Source organism: Pseudogemmobacter blasticus (genome assembly GCF_003071405.1).
GTDB classification, from domain to species: domain Bacteria; phylum Pseudomonadota; class Alphaproteobacteria; order Rhodobacterales; family Rhodobacteraceae; genus Pseudogemmobacter; species Pseudogemmobacter blasticus.
On sequence record NZ_CP020470.1, the window covers coordinates 1,824,517 to 1,838,045 of the forward strand.

Below are 13,529 nucleotides of genomic sequence, written 5' to 3' on the forward strand. Positions count from 1 at the left end.
TGTGACCTTCGCTTTCGCCTTCGCCCTTGGGGCCGCCTTCGTGGCCATTCTTGTGCTGGCCCGCAGCCGGCTGGCCGGTTTCGCCGCCCAGCGCCCGCAGGATTATGCCGCGGGCCCCGCCCTTGACCCCACCCGCCACCTGGCCGGCCCGCTGGTGATGGAAGGGATGCTCTACGGCCCCACCGGCCGCGTGGTGTCGCGCTTCGTCGCGCTGGCCCAGGGCACCTGGCAGGGCGATCGCGGCACCCTGACCGAAGAATTCACCTATGACAGCGGCGCCCGCCAGTCGCGCGCCTGGTCACTGACCCTTGGCCCCGATGGCACCCTGACCGGCACCGCGCCCGACATTCTGGGCACCGCCACCGGCCGCGTCACCGGCTCGGCCCTGATGCTGCGCTACCGCATCCGGCTGGAACCCCAGGCGGGCGGGCATGTCCTCTCGGTGACCGACTGGATGTATCTGCTGGACAACGGCACGCTGATGAACCGCTCCGAATTCCGCAAGTTCGGCATCAAGGTGGCCGAGCTGGTTGCCACCATCCGCCCGGCGGCCGACAGCGCCGCCGCACGCATGGCCGCGGAATGAGGGATTTCACCGGCAAACGCTACTGGCTGGTCGGGGCGTCCGAAGGGCTGGGCCTGGCCCTGGCGCAGCGCATGGCCCGCGCCGGCGCAAGGCTGGTGCTGTCGGCCCGGTCGCCCGAAGGTCTGGCCCGCGCCGCCGCCAGCCTGCCCGACGGGGCCGAAACCGTGCCGGTCGATGTGGCCGACAGCGCCAGCGTCCGCGCCGCCGCCGACCGGATCGGGGCGGTCGATGGCGTGGTCTTCCTTGCCGGCGTCTACTGGCCCATGGCCGCGCAGGACTGGGACGCCGACCGCGCCGAGGCGATGCTCAACGTCAACGCCACCGGCTGTACCCGGGTGATCGGTGCCGTGCTGCCGCAGATGCTGGCCCGCAACGCCGGCCATATCGTGATCACCGGCTCGCTCTCGGGCTTTCGCGGCCTGCCCGGCGCCATCGGCTATGCCGCCTCCAAGGCCGCCACCATGGTTCTGGCCGAATCCCTTTACGCCGACCTGCGCAAGACCGGCATCACCGTGCAGGTGGCCAACCCCGGCTTCATCCGCACCCGGCTGACCGCCAAGAACGATTTTGCGATGCCCTTCATCCTGGAACCCGAAGCGGCGGCGGACATCATGTTCACCCATATGGCCAAAGGCGGCTTCAAACGCAGCTTCCCCACCGCCTTCTCCTGGCTCTTCCGCGGCGGCCAGTTCCTGCCCGACACGCTGTGGTATCGCCTGTTCCCGCCGGGGAAGTAGCCCCCTGACCTGTGACGGGGCAGAAAGGCGCTTTCAGCCCATCGCAAATTTCTTCGAAGAAATTTGCAATATCCTTCGAAGGATCTTGGCCCGCGCAGGTGCAACCAGAAGCCCCGGCCGGGTTAACAGCCGCGCAGCGGCCCCGGCCAGCGCCCGACCGCCCCCCGGGCGGGCGCTTCTGCGCTGTCACCCTTCGTTCGGCCCGCAGAAGGGACCGCCCCATAAAGCGCCGGCCTCGCACCGTCGAAAGCGCCCCCCGCGGTCGGGCACCGGCCTTGCTCTGTGCAAAAGAAGCGGCGGCTTTGACCGGCGAACACGCATCCACCGTCTGCAAATGCCTGCCTTCCCCTACCCCGCCACCCGCAGGCGGGCGATGAAGAAGCCGTCCATGCCGCCTTTTTCGGCCCAGTGGTCCGGGCGCAGCCGCAGGCCGCCCCCTTCGGTCCACCAGCCCGGCTCCACCCCCGGAATCTCCGCCCTCTCGACCGCCAGCCCCGGATGCCGCGCCAGCGCCGCCGCAAGCTGACCCTCGCCCTCCTCGGACAGCAGCGAACAGGTGGCAAAGACCAGCCGCCCGCCGGGGCGCAGCATCGTCAGCGCCCGGTCCAGCAGGCGCGCCTGCAACTCCACCAGCCCCGGCAGCTCTGACCCGTCCTTGACGAAGGGCAGGTCGGGGTGGCGCCGCACCGTGCCGGTGGCCGAACAGGGCGCATCCAGCAGTACCGCGTCGAACGGCGCCTCGGGCTGCCAGTCCAGCGCGTCGGCCAGCACCGTTTCCGCCGCCAGCCCGGTGCGGGCCAGGTTTTCCCGCACCCGCGCCATGCGGGCGGGGCTGATGTCCAGCGCCGTCACCCGCGCGCCCGCCGCCGCCAGTTGCATCGTCTTGCCGCCCGGCGCGGCGCACAGGTCCAGCACCCGTTCGCCCGGCTGCGGCGCCAAGAGACGCACCGCCAGCGCGGCGGCGGCATCCTGCACCCACCAGCCCCCCGCAGCATAGCCCGGCAGGCCCGACACCTGCCCCGGCGCGGCCAGCCGCAGGCTGCCGGTCGGCAGCGCCTCGCCCTCGGGCGCCTCGGCCCCCGGCCGCACCGTCAGGTCCAGCGGCGGCGTCAGCGCCTGCACCGCCTCGATCGCCGCCACCACCTCGCGGCCCCATTGATGCACCATCGGCTGGCGCATCCAGCGCGGCAGTTTCTGCACGCCCAGCACCGGGTTGGCCGGCACCGCCCGCAGCACCGCATTGGCCAGCCCCGCCAGATGCTGCGTCCGCTTGCCCCGCCGCACCAGCGCCACCGCCGCGTTCACGGCGCCATGCGGGGCCGCGCCCAGCGCCATTTCCACCACCGCCAGCCGCAGCAGGTTCAGCACCGGCAGGGGCGGCGCCTTGCGCATCAGCCCGCCCAGCAGCCGGTCCACCGGCTCGACCCGGCGCAGCACTTCCTCGGCCAGCCGCCGCGCCCGCGCCCGGTCACCCGGCGCAAGCCCCTCGGCATCGGGCAGTTCGGACAGCATCCGCCCCTCGCCCAGCACGGCATCCAGCAGTGCCGCCGCCGCCGCCCGTGCGCCCAAGCCTTCTGCCATGCCATTCCCCTTTGCGGCTTTCTCCCGCCGGGCCTATATCACCCGCAAGGCCCTGCACAAGGAAGCACCCCATGTCCAAGGATCCGCGCGATCTCCCGCCCGAAGCCCTCCGCGCCCTGGCCGAGGCCGAGGAACGCCGCAAGGCGGCCAAGACCGAAGCCCCGCCCGTCGAACACGGCGGGCGCGACGGGCCGGAACCCGTGCGCTATGGCGACTGGGAAAAGAAGGGGCTGGCGATCGACTTCTGATCCGCCTCAGCGCAGCCGGAACCGCGCGCTGTCGCCCCGGCCCTGATCCACGGTAAAGCGCAGCTCGTCGCCGCCCCGCACCTCGACCAACTGGCAATTATAGCGGATGGCATAGCCGCTCCAGTCCATCTCGCGGCAGAAATAGCCGTCACGCCAGGCCCAGGTGCCGGTCACATACCAGCCCAGCGCCTCGCCCTCGATCCGGCCATCGGGCAGCACCTTCAGCGTCAGGTCGTAAAGCCCGATCCGCAATTCGCGGTTCTCGATCAGCGACAGGAACTGCCCCTTGTCGCGCACGGGTTCAAACCCGTTGGCGGCGGCGGTCAGCGGAAACAGGATCAGGGCGGCGGCAAGCAGCGGTCGGATCATGGCGGCCTCGCACAAACGGGAACCTGCCTTCTACGCAGACGGCCCCGCAGCGGATGACCGCCCCGGCGATCACAGGCCCGTGAAGGCGCGACTACAGGCCCAGCACATCCATCATGTCATATTCGCCGGGCTTCTGCCCCTGCCCCCACAGCGCGGCCCGCAGGGCGCCGCGGGCAAAGATCGCCCTGTCGGTGGCGACATGGCGCAGGATCACCCGCTCGCCCTCGGCGGCAAAGATCACGTCATGCTCGCCCACGATGTCGCCGCCGCGAATGGCACTGAAGCCGATGCTGCCGCGTTCCCGCGCGCCGGTCATGCCGTCGCGGCCCGAAACCATGGCCTGTTCCAGCGTCACGCCCCGCCCTTCGGCCGCGGCCCGGCCCAGCATCAGCGCGGTGCCCGACGGCGCGTCCACCTTCATCCGGTGATGCGCCTCCACCACCTCGACATCCCAGTCGGCATCCAGCGCGGCGGCAATCTTCTGCGTCATCCGCACCAGCAGGTTGACACCCAGGCTCATGTTGCCCGCCCGCACGATCACGGCATGGCGCGCCGCGGCCGCGATCTTTTCCAGATGCGCCGGCTCCAGCCCGGTGGTGCCGATCACATGCACCGCCCGCGCCTGCGCCGCCAGCCCGGCATAGGCCACTGTCGCCGCGGGGGCGGTGAAATCCACCACGCCCTGCGCGCGGGCAAAGGCCTCCACCGGGTCATCCGTCACCATCGCGCCCAGCGGTGCGCCACCCATCGCCTCGCCGATGTCGCGGCCCACCCAGGGGTGCCCCTCACGCTCCACCCCGGCCACCAGCCGGGCGCGGCCGCTTTCGGTGATGGTCTTCACCAGCATCCGGCCCATCCGGCCCGATACGCCCGTCACCACCAGTCCCGGAAGCTCTGTCATCGCCCATTCCCCGTGTGCCAGCCTTCGCTTTAGCGCCCCTCGCCCGGCTGTGAAAGCCCGGCCCGTTGCGGGACGGCCCGAAACCGACTAGAGGAACCTCATGTCCTCAAAACGCTTCCCCACGGGCCAGGGCCCTTCGCAGCGGCAGTTGCGCGTCGGCGAACTGATCCGCCGCACCATTTCCGATGTGCTGAACCGGGCCGAGATCCACGACCCCGACCTGAACGCCATGTCCATCACCGTGGGCGAAGTGTCCTGTTCGCCCGACCTCAAGGTCGCCACCGTCTATGTGATGCCGCTGATGGGCAGCGTCCCGGTGGAAGAGGCGATCAAGGCGCTGGCCCGCAACAAGGGCGAATTGCGCCGCCGCATCGGGGCCGAACTGACGCTGAAATACGCCCCCGACCTGCGCTTCCGCCCCGACGAAACCTTTGACCGGCTGGACGAGACGCGCCGCCTGTTTTCCGATCCGACCGTGCAGCGCGACCTGACCACCCCGGATGAGGACGAGGGCTGAGCGTGCGGCGCCTGTTCGCCCTTCTGGCGCTGCTTCTGCCCTCTGCAATCGCGGGCATGGCCGGCGCCAGCGCCTGCCGGGATGAGGTGTTCGAAGGCGCCTCCTTCACCCTCTGCGACGTGTCGCGCGGCGAAGACCTGCGGCTGTTCCTGAACGGCCCCGATGGCCCCTATGGCAGCTTCGCCGCCGTGAACCGCGCGCTTGAAGCCGAAGGCAAGACCCTGGCCTTCGCCATGAACGCGGGCATGTATCACCGCGACCTGTCGCCCGTGGGCCTGTTCATCGCCGAAGGGCGCGAACAGGCGCCGCTGATCACCCGCGCCGGCCCCGGCAATTTCGGCCTCTTGCCGAACGGCGTCTTCTGCTGGGGCAAGGACGGCTTTCGCGTGATCGAAAGCCGCAGCTTCCGCGACAGTGCCCCCACCTGCCGCTGGGCCACGCAATCCGGCCCCATGCTGCTGCTGAACGGCGCGCTGCACCCCAAGCTCTTGCCCGACAGCGATTCGCTTTATGTCCGCAACGGCGTGGGCGTGCCCGCCGACGGCAGCCGCGCCGTCTTTGCCATCTCGAACGAGGCGGTGAACTTCCACCTCTTCGCCCGGCTCTTCCGCGATCACCTTGGCCTGTCCGACGCGCTGTATTTCGATGGCAGCATCTCGCGGCTCTATTCCCCCGCTCTGGGCCGCAGCGACCTGGGCTTTCCCATGGGGCCGATCGTCGGCGCCGTCATTCCGAAAGGCTGACCGATGGGTCGCGCGAAAAAGGGCCGCCCGGTTTCGGGCTGGGTGATCGTGGACAAACCGGCGGGCATCGGCTCGACCAATATCGTCGGCAAGGTCCGCTGGGCCTTCGGCGCGCAGAAGGCCGGCCACGCCGGCACGCTGGACCCCGCCGCCACCGGCGTTCTGGCCGTCGCCTTGGGCGAGGCCACCAAGACCGTGCCGCTGATCACAGACGCGATGAAGGGCTACCGCTTCCGCGTGACCTTCGGCGCCGCCACCACCACCGATGATGCCGAAGGCAGCGTGATCGCCCGCAGCGACCTGCGCCCGACCGATGCGCAGATCGAAACCGCGCTCAACGCCTTCCGCGGCGACATCCTTCAGGTTCCGCCGCAGGTCTCCGCCGTCAAGGTCGAGGGCGAGCGTGCCTATGACCTGGCCCGCGAAGGGGTGGAAATGGACCTCGCCCCCCGCCCGCTTTATGTGGAACGGCTGGTGCTGGCCGGCCGCCCCGATGCCGACCATGCCGATCTGGAAATGGTCTGCGGCAAGGGCGGCTATGTCCGCGCCATCGCCCGCGACCTGGGCGCCGCGCTTGGCTGCCTTGGCCATGTGCAATGGCTGCGGCGAGACTGGACCGGCCCCTTCCGCGCCGACATGGGCTGTTCGCTGGAAGACCTTGACCGTCTGGCCGGCACGCCCGAGATCGACAGCCTGCTGCACCCGCTGGAACTGGCGCTGGCCGACCTGCCGGAACTGCAGGCCACCCCCGAAGGCGCCGCCCGGCTGGGCCATGGCAACCCCGGTCAGGTGCTGGGCCACCTGCCCTATGGCACCGAAGCCTGGGCCAGCCTGAACGGCCGCGCCCTGGCCGTGGGCCGCTACATGGGGGGTGAGTTGCACCCCTCGCGCGTGTTCAACCGCTGAACGCGCGGCCTCCGCTCCTGCGCAGTCAGGCCGCCAGCAGGCGGATGTCCTGCACCGCCACCGCGCCATGCACCGTGGCCACCTCATGCCCGTCCAGCAGGATGGTCACGCGGTCGGTGCCGGCCACCGGCTGAACCGTCACCGTCGGGTCGGCATGGGTTGCCGGATCATAGACCAGCACGATCTCATCCTCGGCGGCATCGTAATCGGTGATCGTGGCATGGCCGCCTTCGCCCAGCCAGTGGCTCAGAAGGAAACTGTCCGCGCCATCGCCCCCGGTCGCCACATCGCCCGCCCCGGCGGCCAGCGTATCGGCCCCCGCGCCGCCGTTCAGGAAATCCGCCCCGGCATCGTCGCCTTCGGGAAACACGCCCGACAGCCAGTCGTCGCCCGCATTGCCGTCCAGCACATCCGCCCCGGCGCCGCCCTGCACCTGATCGGCGCCATCGCCCCCGGCCAGCCAGTCCGGGCCCGCACCGCCCGACAGTGTATCCGCGCCGCCGCCCCCCAGCAGCGTGTCGGCCTCGGCCCCGCCGTCCAGCAGGTCATCCCCCTCATGGCCCGCCAGCCAGTCCGGTCCCGCGCCACCCGAGAGGCTGTCGCCCCCGTCCTGCCCTTCCAGCCGGTCCGCGCCCTCGCCCCCTTCGGCAAGGTCATCCCCGGCCCCGGCCCAGACCGCATCATCGCCCGGTCCGCCCGACAGGGTATCGTCGCCCGCCCCGGCGTCGATCTGGTCATTCCCGCCGCCCCCGGCCAGCGCATCGCCCGCCCCGCCGCCCGTGATCAGATCGTCCCCGTCGCCACCGCCTTGCACCCGGGGCAGATCGGGCACCTCCGGCCGGTCATCCGACACGAAGCCGTCCTCTGCCGCCCCCTCTTCCGCGCCCTGCGCGCCCGCCGCCTCTTCCTGCAACAGGTCGCCGTCCCCGGCCCCCGCGTCCTCGCCCCGGGCGTCCGGCGCATCTTCCGCCTCGGGCGCATCCGCCCCGTCCTCGTCCTCCGCCGTGTCGGGCGATCCAAGCGCCATGATGCCTTCGGCCAGAACCCCGGCCAGAACGGCCCCCATCATACCCAGAATCAGCATCATCCGCCGTCCCCCCGCGCCTGCGCCCTGCCGCCCGCCGGGCGGCGTTAACCATTCTCCCCTCCAACCTTCTGACAGGACTAGGAAATTCATGGTCGTCCTAGCATGATTCGGCGGCCGCTGCAGCCGCCGGTCGCGGCAAGATTTCGCAAAACTGTTCCGATCCCGCGCCCGCCCGGCCCCGCAGCCCCGCGGTGATTCCGGCTTCCCTTCCGGCGCGATTCCCCCTATAGGCACGCATCCGCCGCAGCCCGGCGGTGTTCAAGGGCCCTGCTGGACGACATCCCGGCCGTGGCCGTCACGCCAACCCGTAAGGAGCATCCCGATGTCGATCACTGTTGAAGACAAGGCCCGCCTGATCAAGGAATACGCGACCAAGGAAGGCGACACCGGCTCGCCCGAAGTCCAGGTCGCCATCCTGTCCTCGCGGATTGCCACCCTGACCGAGCACTTCAAGGCTCACAAGAAGGACAACCACTCGCGTCGTGGCCTTCTGATGATGGTCGCCCAGCGCCGCAAGCTGCTGGACTACCTCAAGAAGAACGACGAGACCCGCTACGCGACGCTGATCCAGCGCCTCGGCCTGCGCCGCTGATCCGGCCGTTCCGGGCAAACGCACCAGGGGTCGCTTCGGCGGCCCCTTTTGCTTGACGCAGCGTCCCTGTTGACCGGCCCCGCCTCCTCGCCTGATTTTGAACCATCCTGTTCAGTTTCAGCACGAGGCCGGCAATGATTCCCACCCTTCGGGTTCTGGTCCACATGGGCAGCCTGCAACGGCTGGCTCCGTTCTGGCTGCTTGCGCTGGGGCTTCTGGTGGCGTTCTGGTCGCCTTGGCTGCTGCTGGCCATCGCCTATGGCGTGGTGATGCAGTTCTTTGTCGAATACGCGATGCACCGCTTCCTGCTGCACCGCAAGCCGCCCACCGATCAGGGCGTGTTCAATGCGCTTTACCGCAGCCATATCGGCCATCACGAATTCCCCTCCGATCCCGAACTCTTCACCGGCGACGATCACTGGTATCCGGTGCGTTTCGGCCTGATCTCGGTCGCGCTGCACACGCTGCTGCTCTGGCCCGTCCTCGGGCTTGGCGCCGCCTTCGTGACCGCCTTCGTCGCCCTCTTCCTCGGCTCGGTCTCGGCCTTCGCCTTCTACGAAGGCTGCCACACGCTGGCGCATCTGAATGTGCCGAAGGGCTGGCTTGGGCAGAAGATCACCCGCGATCATCTGGCCCACCACTATCAGGACCACGCCGCCACTTTCCACGTCAGCCTTGGCGCGGGCTGGATCGACCGCCTGTTCGGCACCGGCCATGATGCCGAAACCGCCCGCGCCCGGTTTGACCGCAAGACGCTTCTCTCCATGGGGATGGACCCGGAAGACCTGCGCCTCGTCACCGCCCGCAAGGCCTATGGCCTGCCACCCCGTCCGGGCATGAAGCGCGGCCAGCCGCAGGCGTGACGGCCCCGCCCCGCCGGGGGCACCGTCTTTCAAAGGAAAACGCCCGCCCGGAATCCCGGGCGGGCGTTCCTGTTTCGGTCAGGGCAGGCAGGGGATTACATCCCCATCTGCGCGCCGGCCTGTTCGATCATCGTGCCCATCTGGGCGCACAGCGCGGCTTCTTCCACGCCCTGGGCCTTGGCGGCATCGGCCAGCGGCATCTCGGTTCCCATCGCGGAAACCACGCCTTCCTTGCCCTTGGCATAGGCCGCTTCCACCTTTTCGGCATCGGTCGCCGGCGGCAGCATGCCCAGCATCTTGGTCTGAATCTCAACCGGCTTGGCCTCGATATGGCCGGCGGTCTGGCAGTATTCCAGCACACCAAGCTGGTTCTTGGCGGCAGCGACGGCATCATCCGGCGTCGGCGCGGTCTGCGCGTTCACGGCAAGGCCCGTCATCAGCAACGGCAGCGCAAGGGCTGCTCCGCGAAGGGTCATCGACATGTCCATACTCTCCATACTCGTTAACGGCGTGCAAACTCGCCTGTCCCTTGCAAATCAGATGGGAAAAGGTCGCGCAAGAAGAAATTACCGACCGGCCCGCCATCGGCGGCCTTCGCCCGGTGCGGGTCCGCCGGCCCAACAACACACTTTCAATACAGGCGCATTTCCTGTATGGCCCGCGCCATCTGTGACGTGACGGCCTGCCCCCGGGGCCCATGCAAAGGATCGGGGGAAGACGGCGGCAATGGGGCCGCCATATGTGGGACCACCGGCAGGGGCCGGGGCCCTAGAGGAAACGATATATGTTCAACGTGACGAAGAAATCCATCCAGTGGGGCAACGAAACGCTCACTCTGGAAACGGGGAAAGTTGCGCGTCAGGCCGATGGTTCGGTCATCGCGACGCTTGGCGAAACCCAGGTCATGGCCAACGTGACCTTCGCCAAATCGCCCAAGCCGGGCCAGGACTTCTTCCCCCTGACCGTGCACTATCAGGAAAAGTATTACGCCGCCGGCAAGATCCCGGGTGGCTTCTTCAAGCGCGAGGCGCGTCCTTCGGAAAAGGAAACGCTGGTCTCGCGTCTGATCGACCGTCCCTGCCGCCCGCTGTTCGTCGAAGGCTTCAAGAACGAAGTCCTGGTCATGGCGACCGTGCTGTCCTGCGACCTGGTGAATGATCCCGACATCGTGGCCATGATCGCCGCTTCGGCCGCGCTCACCATCTCGGGCGTGCCCTTCATGGGCCCGATCGGCGCCGCGCGCGTTGGCTTCTCGAAGGGCGCCTATGTGCTGAACCCCTCGATGGACGACATGCACCAGCTTCGGATGAACCCCGAACAGCGGCTGGATCTGGTTGTCGCCGGCACCAAGGACGCCGTGATGATGGTCGAATCCGAAGCCTATGAGCTGTCGGAAGACGAAATGCTGGGCGCCGTGAAGTTCGGCCATGCCGCGATGCAGCCGGTGATCGACCTGATCATCGACTTCGCCGAGGAATCCGCCAAGGAACCCTTCGACTTCTCCCCGCCCGACCTGTCGGCCATCTACGGCAAGGTCAAGGCCGCCGGCGAAGCGCAGATGCGCGCCGCCTTCGCGATCCGCGACAAGCAGGACCGCACCAACGCCATCAGCGCCGCGGTCGATGCCATCAAGGCCTCGCTCTCGGAAGAAGACCTGGCCGACGCCAACCTTGGCGCCGCGATCAAGAAGCTGGAATCCTCGATCCTCCGCGGCGACGTGGTGAAGAAGGGGGCCCGCATCGACGGCCGCGACACCAAGACCGTGCGCCAGATCGCCGTGGAAACCGGCGTCCTGCCGCGCACCCATGGGTCGGCGCTGTTCACCCGCGGCGAAACCCAGTCGCTCTGCGTCACCACGCTGGGCACCGGTGAGGATGAGCAGATCATCGACGCGCTGAACGGCAACAGCCGCTCGAACTTCCTGCTGCACTACAACTTCCCCCCCTATTCGGTGGGCGAAGTGGGCCGCGTCGGTTCGCCCGGTCGCCGTGAAATCGGCCATGGCAAGCTGGCCTGGCGGGCGCTTCAGGCGGTTCTGCCGGCGCCGACCGATTTCCCCTACACGATCCGCATCGTGTCCGAGATCACCGAATCGAACGGCTCGTCCTCGATGGCCACCGTTTGCGGCGGCTCGCTGGCGATGATGGACGCGGGCGTTCCGCTGAAGGCGCCGGTTGCCGGCGTGGCCATGGGCCTGATCCTGGAAGATGACGGCTCCTGGGCCGTGCTGACCGACATCCTTGGCGACGAGGACCACCTCGGCGACATGGACTTCAAGGTTGCGGGCACCGAAAGCGGCATCACCTCGCTGCAGATGGACATCAAGGTTGCGGGCATCACGCCCGAAATCATGGCGCAGGCCCTGGCGCAGGCCAAGGACGGCCGGATGCACATCCTGGGCGAGATGGCCAAGCGCATCTCGGCGCCGCAGGCGTTCAGCGAATACGCCCCCAAGATCGAAACGATGTCCATTCCCACCGACAAGATCCGCGAAGTGATCGGCTCGGGCGGCAAGGTCATCCGCGAGATCGTGGAAGTGTCGGGCGCCAAGGTCGACATCAACGACGACGGCATGATCAAGATCGCCTCGAACGATCAGAAGGCCATCAAGAAGGCCTATGACATGATCTGGTCCATCGTGGCCGAACCGGAAATCGGGCAGATCTACACCGGCAAGGTGGTGAAGCTGGTCGATTTCGGCGCCTTCGTGAACTTCTTCGGCAAGCGTGACGGTCTGGTCCATGTGTCGCAGATCGCCAGCAAGCGCCTGCAGCACCCGAACGAGGCGCTGAAGGAAGGCCAGGAAGTCAAGGTCAAGCTGCTGGGCTTCGACGAACGCGGCAAGGTCCGCCTTGGCATGAAGATGGTCGATCAGGAAACCGGCGAAGAAATCGCCGAGAAAAAGGAAGAATCGGCCGAAGGCTGATCTTCCTCTCCACAGGAACGCGAAGGCCCCGGGGGAAACCTCGGGGCTTTTGTAATTTCCGGCGCGTCGCCCCGATAGCGACAAGCCGCTTTGTCGGGGGCCCGCCTATAACAAAAAGCTTTGTCGAACTTGCAGACCAGCTTCAGCTACAACAAATGGCTTTACCCTATATCAGACTCACACTAGCCTTGTTGTCATATCCATACGTCCGCTCAAGGCACGACAAATGATGGAAGCGCACCTGAAAGAAGCCGTAGCCTATCACTATGGCGCATTTCCCCCTGAAAACCTGCGCTTTCAGGAACTGCTGGACCCGGTCTTCGAAACCGGCAATGCGCTGTCCCGTTACGATCAGATGCTTGCGGCCATGCACAACAGTGAAATCCTGCTGGCGCCCCTGCGCAACCAGGAGGCCGTGATCTCCTCGCGGATGGAGGGCACGATTTCGACGCTGGATGAAATCCTGCGGATCGAGGCCGAGGAGAGCGAGGCCTCCGAAGAAACCTTCCGTCAGGCCCGGAGCGAAGCCGTCGAAACCTTCCTCTACACCCGCGCCCTTCAGCGCGTTCAGCGCGAGATCGAAGCCGGGCGCCCGCTTTCCGAGGCCATGATCAAGCAGGCACACCAGATTCTGCTCTCGTTCGGCAGAGGCGCCACAAAGTCACCCGGCGCCTACAAGACCGAACAGAACTACATCGGCGAAAGACGGCGCTCGGTTTTCTTCGTGCCGATCAATCCGATCGCCCTGCCGCAGGGGATGGAGAACCTGTTTTCGTTCATCACAACCAGCAAGACCAATCCGCTCCTGAAAACCGCTCTTGCCCATGTCGAGTTCGAAGCCCTGCACCCGTTCAAGGATGGAAACGGCCGGATCGGCCGTATGCTCATCACCCTCATGCTCTGGACCTCGGGCCTGATCAAGCAACCGCACTTCTATGTCAGCGCCTACTTCGAACGCTACAGGGACGATTACATCGACATGATGCGCCGCGTGTCCTCGGATGCAGAATGGACGGAATGGTGCGTGTTCTTCCTGAACGGCCTGCGTGAACAGGCCGAGCGAAATATCATCGTCGCCCAGAAGATCTTTGATCTCTACAGCGCCATGAAACTGCGGTTCCGCGAAGAGCTGAAAAGCGAATGGGCAACCGACGCGCTGGACTTCATGTTCGCAAACCCCAGTTTCAAGAACAGCAAGTTCACCAGTCATGACCGCATCCCGCAGCATGTTGCCGCCAGCATGACACGCAAACTGCGCGAGACCGGACTTCTGTCCCAGATCGTACCCGGATCGGGCCGGAGACCGGCAATTTACGGCTTCAAGCCCCTCATCGACATCGTCCGTCACGAGACCGAGGAATAGGCAGGCAAGCCAGCATCCAGCGTGAGACTATTGCTTCATATCACGCAAACAAGCACGATACTTCTGCACTATATGACTTTTGCAGAAGAACATTCTGACTTCGCTGGAAT

At 67.2% G+C, this 13,529-nt stretch carries 15 protein-coding genes; 10 read left to right on the forward strand and 5 right to left on the reverse strand.

Annotation, left to right across the window (positions count from 1 at the left end; translation table 11 throughout):
• Position 1: 1 nt before the first annotated feature.
• Together B6K69_RS08920 and B6K69_RS08925 are read left to right on the forward strand one after the other, a co-directional pair.
• A complete protein-coding gene (locus B6K69_RS08920; protein ID WP_108643527.1) occupies positions 2 to 586 on the forward strand; it encodes a DUF3833 domain-containing protein in 585 nt (194 codons plus the stop codon).
• Complete coding sequence (locus tag B6K69_RS08925; protein ID WP_108643528.1) at positions 583 to 1,323, forward strand: SDR family NAD(P)-dependent oxidoreductase; 741 nt, start codon at positions 583 to 585, stop codon at positions 1,321 to 1,323. The genes B6K69_RS08920 and B6K69_RS08925 overlap by 4 nt, the downstream gene beginning before the upstream one ends.
• A gap of 348 nt (positions 1,324 to 1,671) precedes the next feature.
• On the opposite strand, the gene B6K69_RS08930 is transcribed toward B6K69_RS08925, so the two are convergent.
• Positions 1,672 to 2,904, reverse strand: coding sequence for an RsmB/NOP family class I SAM-dependent RNA methyltransferase (locus B6K69_RS08930; protein WP_108643529.1), 1,233 nt, complete (start codon positions 2,902 to 2,904; stop codon positions 1,672 to 1,674).
• Between the two features lie 71 nt (positions 2,905 to 2,975).
• On the opposite strand from B6K69_RS08930, the gene B6K69_RS08935 reads away from it, so the two are divergent.
• Positions 2,976 to 3,152, forward strand: coding sequence for a DUF1674 domain-containing protein (locus B6K69_RS08935; RefSeq protein ID WP_108643530.1), 177 nt, complete (start codon positions 2,976 to 2,978; stop codon positions 3,150 to 3,152).
• A 6-nt stretch (positions 3,153 to 3,158) separates the two neighbouring features.
• Here B6K69_RS08935 and B6K69_RS08940 read toward each other — a convergent pair whose 3' ends face one another.
• Both B6K69_RS08940 and dapB read right to left on the reverse strand, forming a co-directional pair.
• Positions 3,159 to 3,521 carry a dihydrodipicolinate reductase gene (locus B6K69_RS08940; RefSeq protein ID WP_108643531.1) on the reverse strand — a complete coding sequence of 121 codons (363 nt, stop codon included), beginning with the start codon at positions 3,519 to 3,521 and terminating at the stop codon, positions 3,159 to 3,161.
• Between the two features lie 91 nt (positions 3,522 to 3,612).
• Positions 3,613 to 4,422, reverse strand: a complete 810-nt coding sequence (gene dapB / locus B6K69_RS08945; RefSeq protein WP_108643532.1) for a 4-hydroxy-tetrahydrodipicolinate reductase — start codon at positions 4,420 to 4,422, stop codon at positions 3,613 to 3,615.
• 100 nt (positions 4,423 to 4,522) lie between these two features.
• On the opposite strand from dapB, the gene rbfA reads away from it, so the two are divergent.
• Genes rbfA through truB form a run of 3 tightly spaced genes read left to right on the forward strand, consistent with a single transcriptional unit; the run spans position 4,523 to position 6,588 of the window.
• Positions 4,523 to 4,939, forward strand: a complete 417-nt coding sequence (gene rbfA / locus B6K69_RS08950; RefSeq protein WP_107673230.1) for a 30S ribosome-binding factor RbfA — start codon at positions 4,523 to 4,525, stop codon at positions 4,937 to 4,939.
• A gap of 56 nt (positions 4,940 to 4,995) precedes the next feature.
• Positions 4,996 to 5,682 (forward strand): phosphodiester glycosidase family protein, encoded by a 687-nt coding sequence (locus B6K69_RS08955; RefSeq protein WP_108644858.1) that lies wholly within the window; start codon positions 4,996 to 4,998, stop codon positions 5,680 to 5,682.
• A 3-nt stretch (positions 5,683 to 5,685) separates the two neighbouring features.
• Positions 5,686 to 6,588, forward strand: coding sequence for a tRNA pseudouridine(55) synthase TruB (truB, locus tag B6K69_RS08960; RefSeq protein WP_107673229.1), 903 nt, complete (start codon positions 5,686 to 5,688; stop codon positions 6,586 to 6,588).
• Between the two features lie 25 nt (positions 6,589 to 6,613).
• On the opposite strand, the gene B6K69_RS08965 is transcribed toward truB, so the two are convergent.
• Positions 6,614 to 7,675, reverse strand: a complete 1,062-nt coding sequence (locus tag B6K69_RS08965; RefSeq protein ID WP_108643533.1) for a calcium-binding protein — start codon at positions 7,673 to 7,675, stop codon at positions 6,614 to 6,616.
• A 322-nt stretch (positions 7,676 to 7,997) separates the two neighbouring features.
• Here B6K69_RS08965 and rpsO point away from each other — a divergent pair, with 322 nt between their 5' ends.
• Together rpsO and B6K69_RS08975 are read left to right on the forward strand one after the other, a co-directional pair.
• A complete protein-coding gene (gene rpsO, locus B6K69_RS08970) occupies positions 7,998 to 8,267 on the forward strand; it encodes a 30S ribosomal protein S15 (protein WP_107673227.1) in 270 nt (89 codons plus the stop codon).
• Between the two features lie 134 nt (positions 8,268 to 8,401).
• Positions 8,402 to 9,130 carry a sterol desaturase family protein gene (locus B6K69_RS08975; RefSeq protein ID WP_108643534.1) on the forward strand — a complete coding sequence of 243 codons (729 nt, stop codon included), beginning with the start codon at positions 8,402 to 8,404 and terminating at the stop codon, positions 9,128 to 9,130.
• Between the two features lie 95 nt (positions 9,131 to 9,225).
• Here the strand turns inward: B6K69_RS08975 and B6K69_RS08980 are convergent, their stop codons facing one another.
• The gene (locus B6K69_RS08980; RefSeq protein ID WP_228156702.1) at positions 9,226 to 9,612 is read right to left on the reverse strand and encodes a pore-forming ESAT-6 family protein; all 387 of its coding nucleotides are present in this window, start codon (positions 9,610 to 9,612) and stop codon (positions 9,226 to 9,228) included.
• Between the two features lie 302 nt (positions 9,613 to 9,914).
• On the opposite strand from B6K69_RS08980, the gene pnp reads away from it, so the two are divergent.
• Positions 9,915 to 12,056: a polyribonucleotide nucleotidyltransferase gene (gene pnp, locus B6K69_RS08985; RefSeq protein WP_107673224.1), complete on the forward strand. Its 2,142-nt coding sequence runs from the start codon at positions 9,915 to 9,917 to the stop codon at positions 12,054 to 12,056.
• A gap of 229 nt (positions 12,057 to 12,285) precedes the next feature.
• Positions 12,286 to 13,419, forward strand: coding sequence for a Fic family protein (locus B6K69_RS08990; protein ID WP_108644859.1), 1,134 nt, complete (start codon positions 12,286 to 12,288; stop codon positions 13,417 to 13,419).
• Positions 13,420 to 13,529 lie beyond the last annotated feature (110 nt).

Coding starts and splice junctions, on each gene's coding strand:
- B6K69_RS08925 (WP_108643528.1), top strand. CDS start 583: ATGAGGGATTTCACCGGCAAACGCTACTGGCTGGTCGGGGCGTCCGAA.
- B6K69_RS08930 (WP_108643529.1), bottom strand. CDS start 2,904: ATGGCAGAAGGCTTGGGCGCACGGGCGGCGGCGGCGGCACTGCTGGAT.
- B6K69_RS08935 (WP_108643530.1), top strand. CDS start 2,976: ATGTCCAAGGATCCGCGCGATCTCCCGCCCGAAGCCCTCCGCGCCCTG.
- B6K69_RS08940 (WP_108643531.1), bottom strand. CDS start 3,521: ATGATCCGACCGCTGCTTGCCGCCGCCCTGATCCTGTTTCCGCTGACC.
- dapB (WP_108643532.1), bottom strand. CDS start 4,422: ATGACAGAGCTTCCGGGACTGGTGGTGACGGGCGTATCGGGCCGGATG.
- rbfA (WP_107673230.1), top strand. CDS start 4,523: ATGTCCTCAAAACGCTTCCCCACGGGCCAGGGCCCTTCGCAGCGGCAG.
- B6K69_RS08955 (WP_108644858.1), top strand. CDS start 4,996: ATGGCCGGCGCCAGCGCCTGCCGGGATGAGGTGTTCGAAGGCGCCTCC.
- truB (WP_107673229.1), top strand. CDS start 5,686: ATGGGTCGCGCGAAAAAGGGCCGCCCGGTTTCGGGCTGGGTGATCGTG.
- B6K69_RS08965 (WP_108643533.1), bottom strand. CDS start 7,675: ATGATGCTGATTCTGGGTATGATGGGGGCCGTTCTGGCCGGGGTTCTG.
- rpsO (WP_107673227.1), top strand. CDS start 7,998: ATGTCGATCACTGTTGAAGACAAGGCCCGCCTGATCAAGGAATACGCG.
- B6K69_RS08975 (WP_108643534.1), top strand. CDS start 8,402: ATGATTCCCACCCTTCGGGTTCTGGTCCACATGGGCAGCCTGCAACGG.
- B6K69_RS08980 (WP_228156702.1), bottom strand. CDS start 9,612: ATGTCGATGACCCTTCGCGGAGCAGCCCTTGCGCTGCCGTTGCTGATG.
- pnp (WP_107673224.1), top strand. CDS start 9,915: ATGTTCAACGTGACGAAGAAATCCATCCAGTGGGGCAACGAAACGCTC.
- B6K69_RS08990 (WP_108644859.1), top strand. CDS start 12,286: ATGGAAGCGCACCTGAAAGAAGCCGTAGCCTATCACTATGGCGCATTT.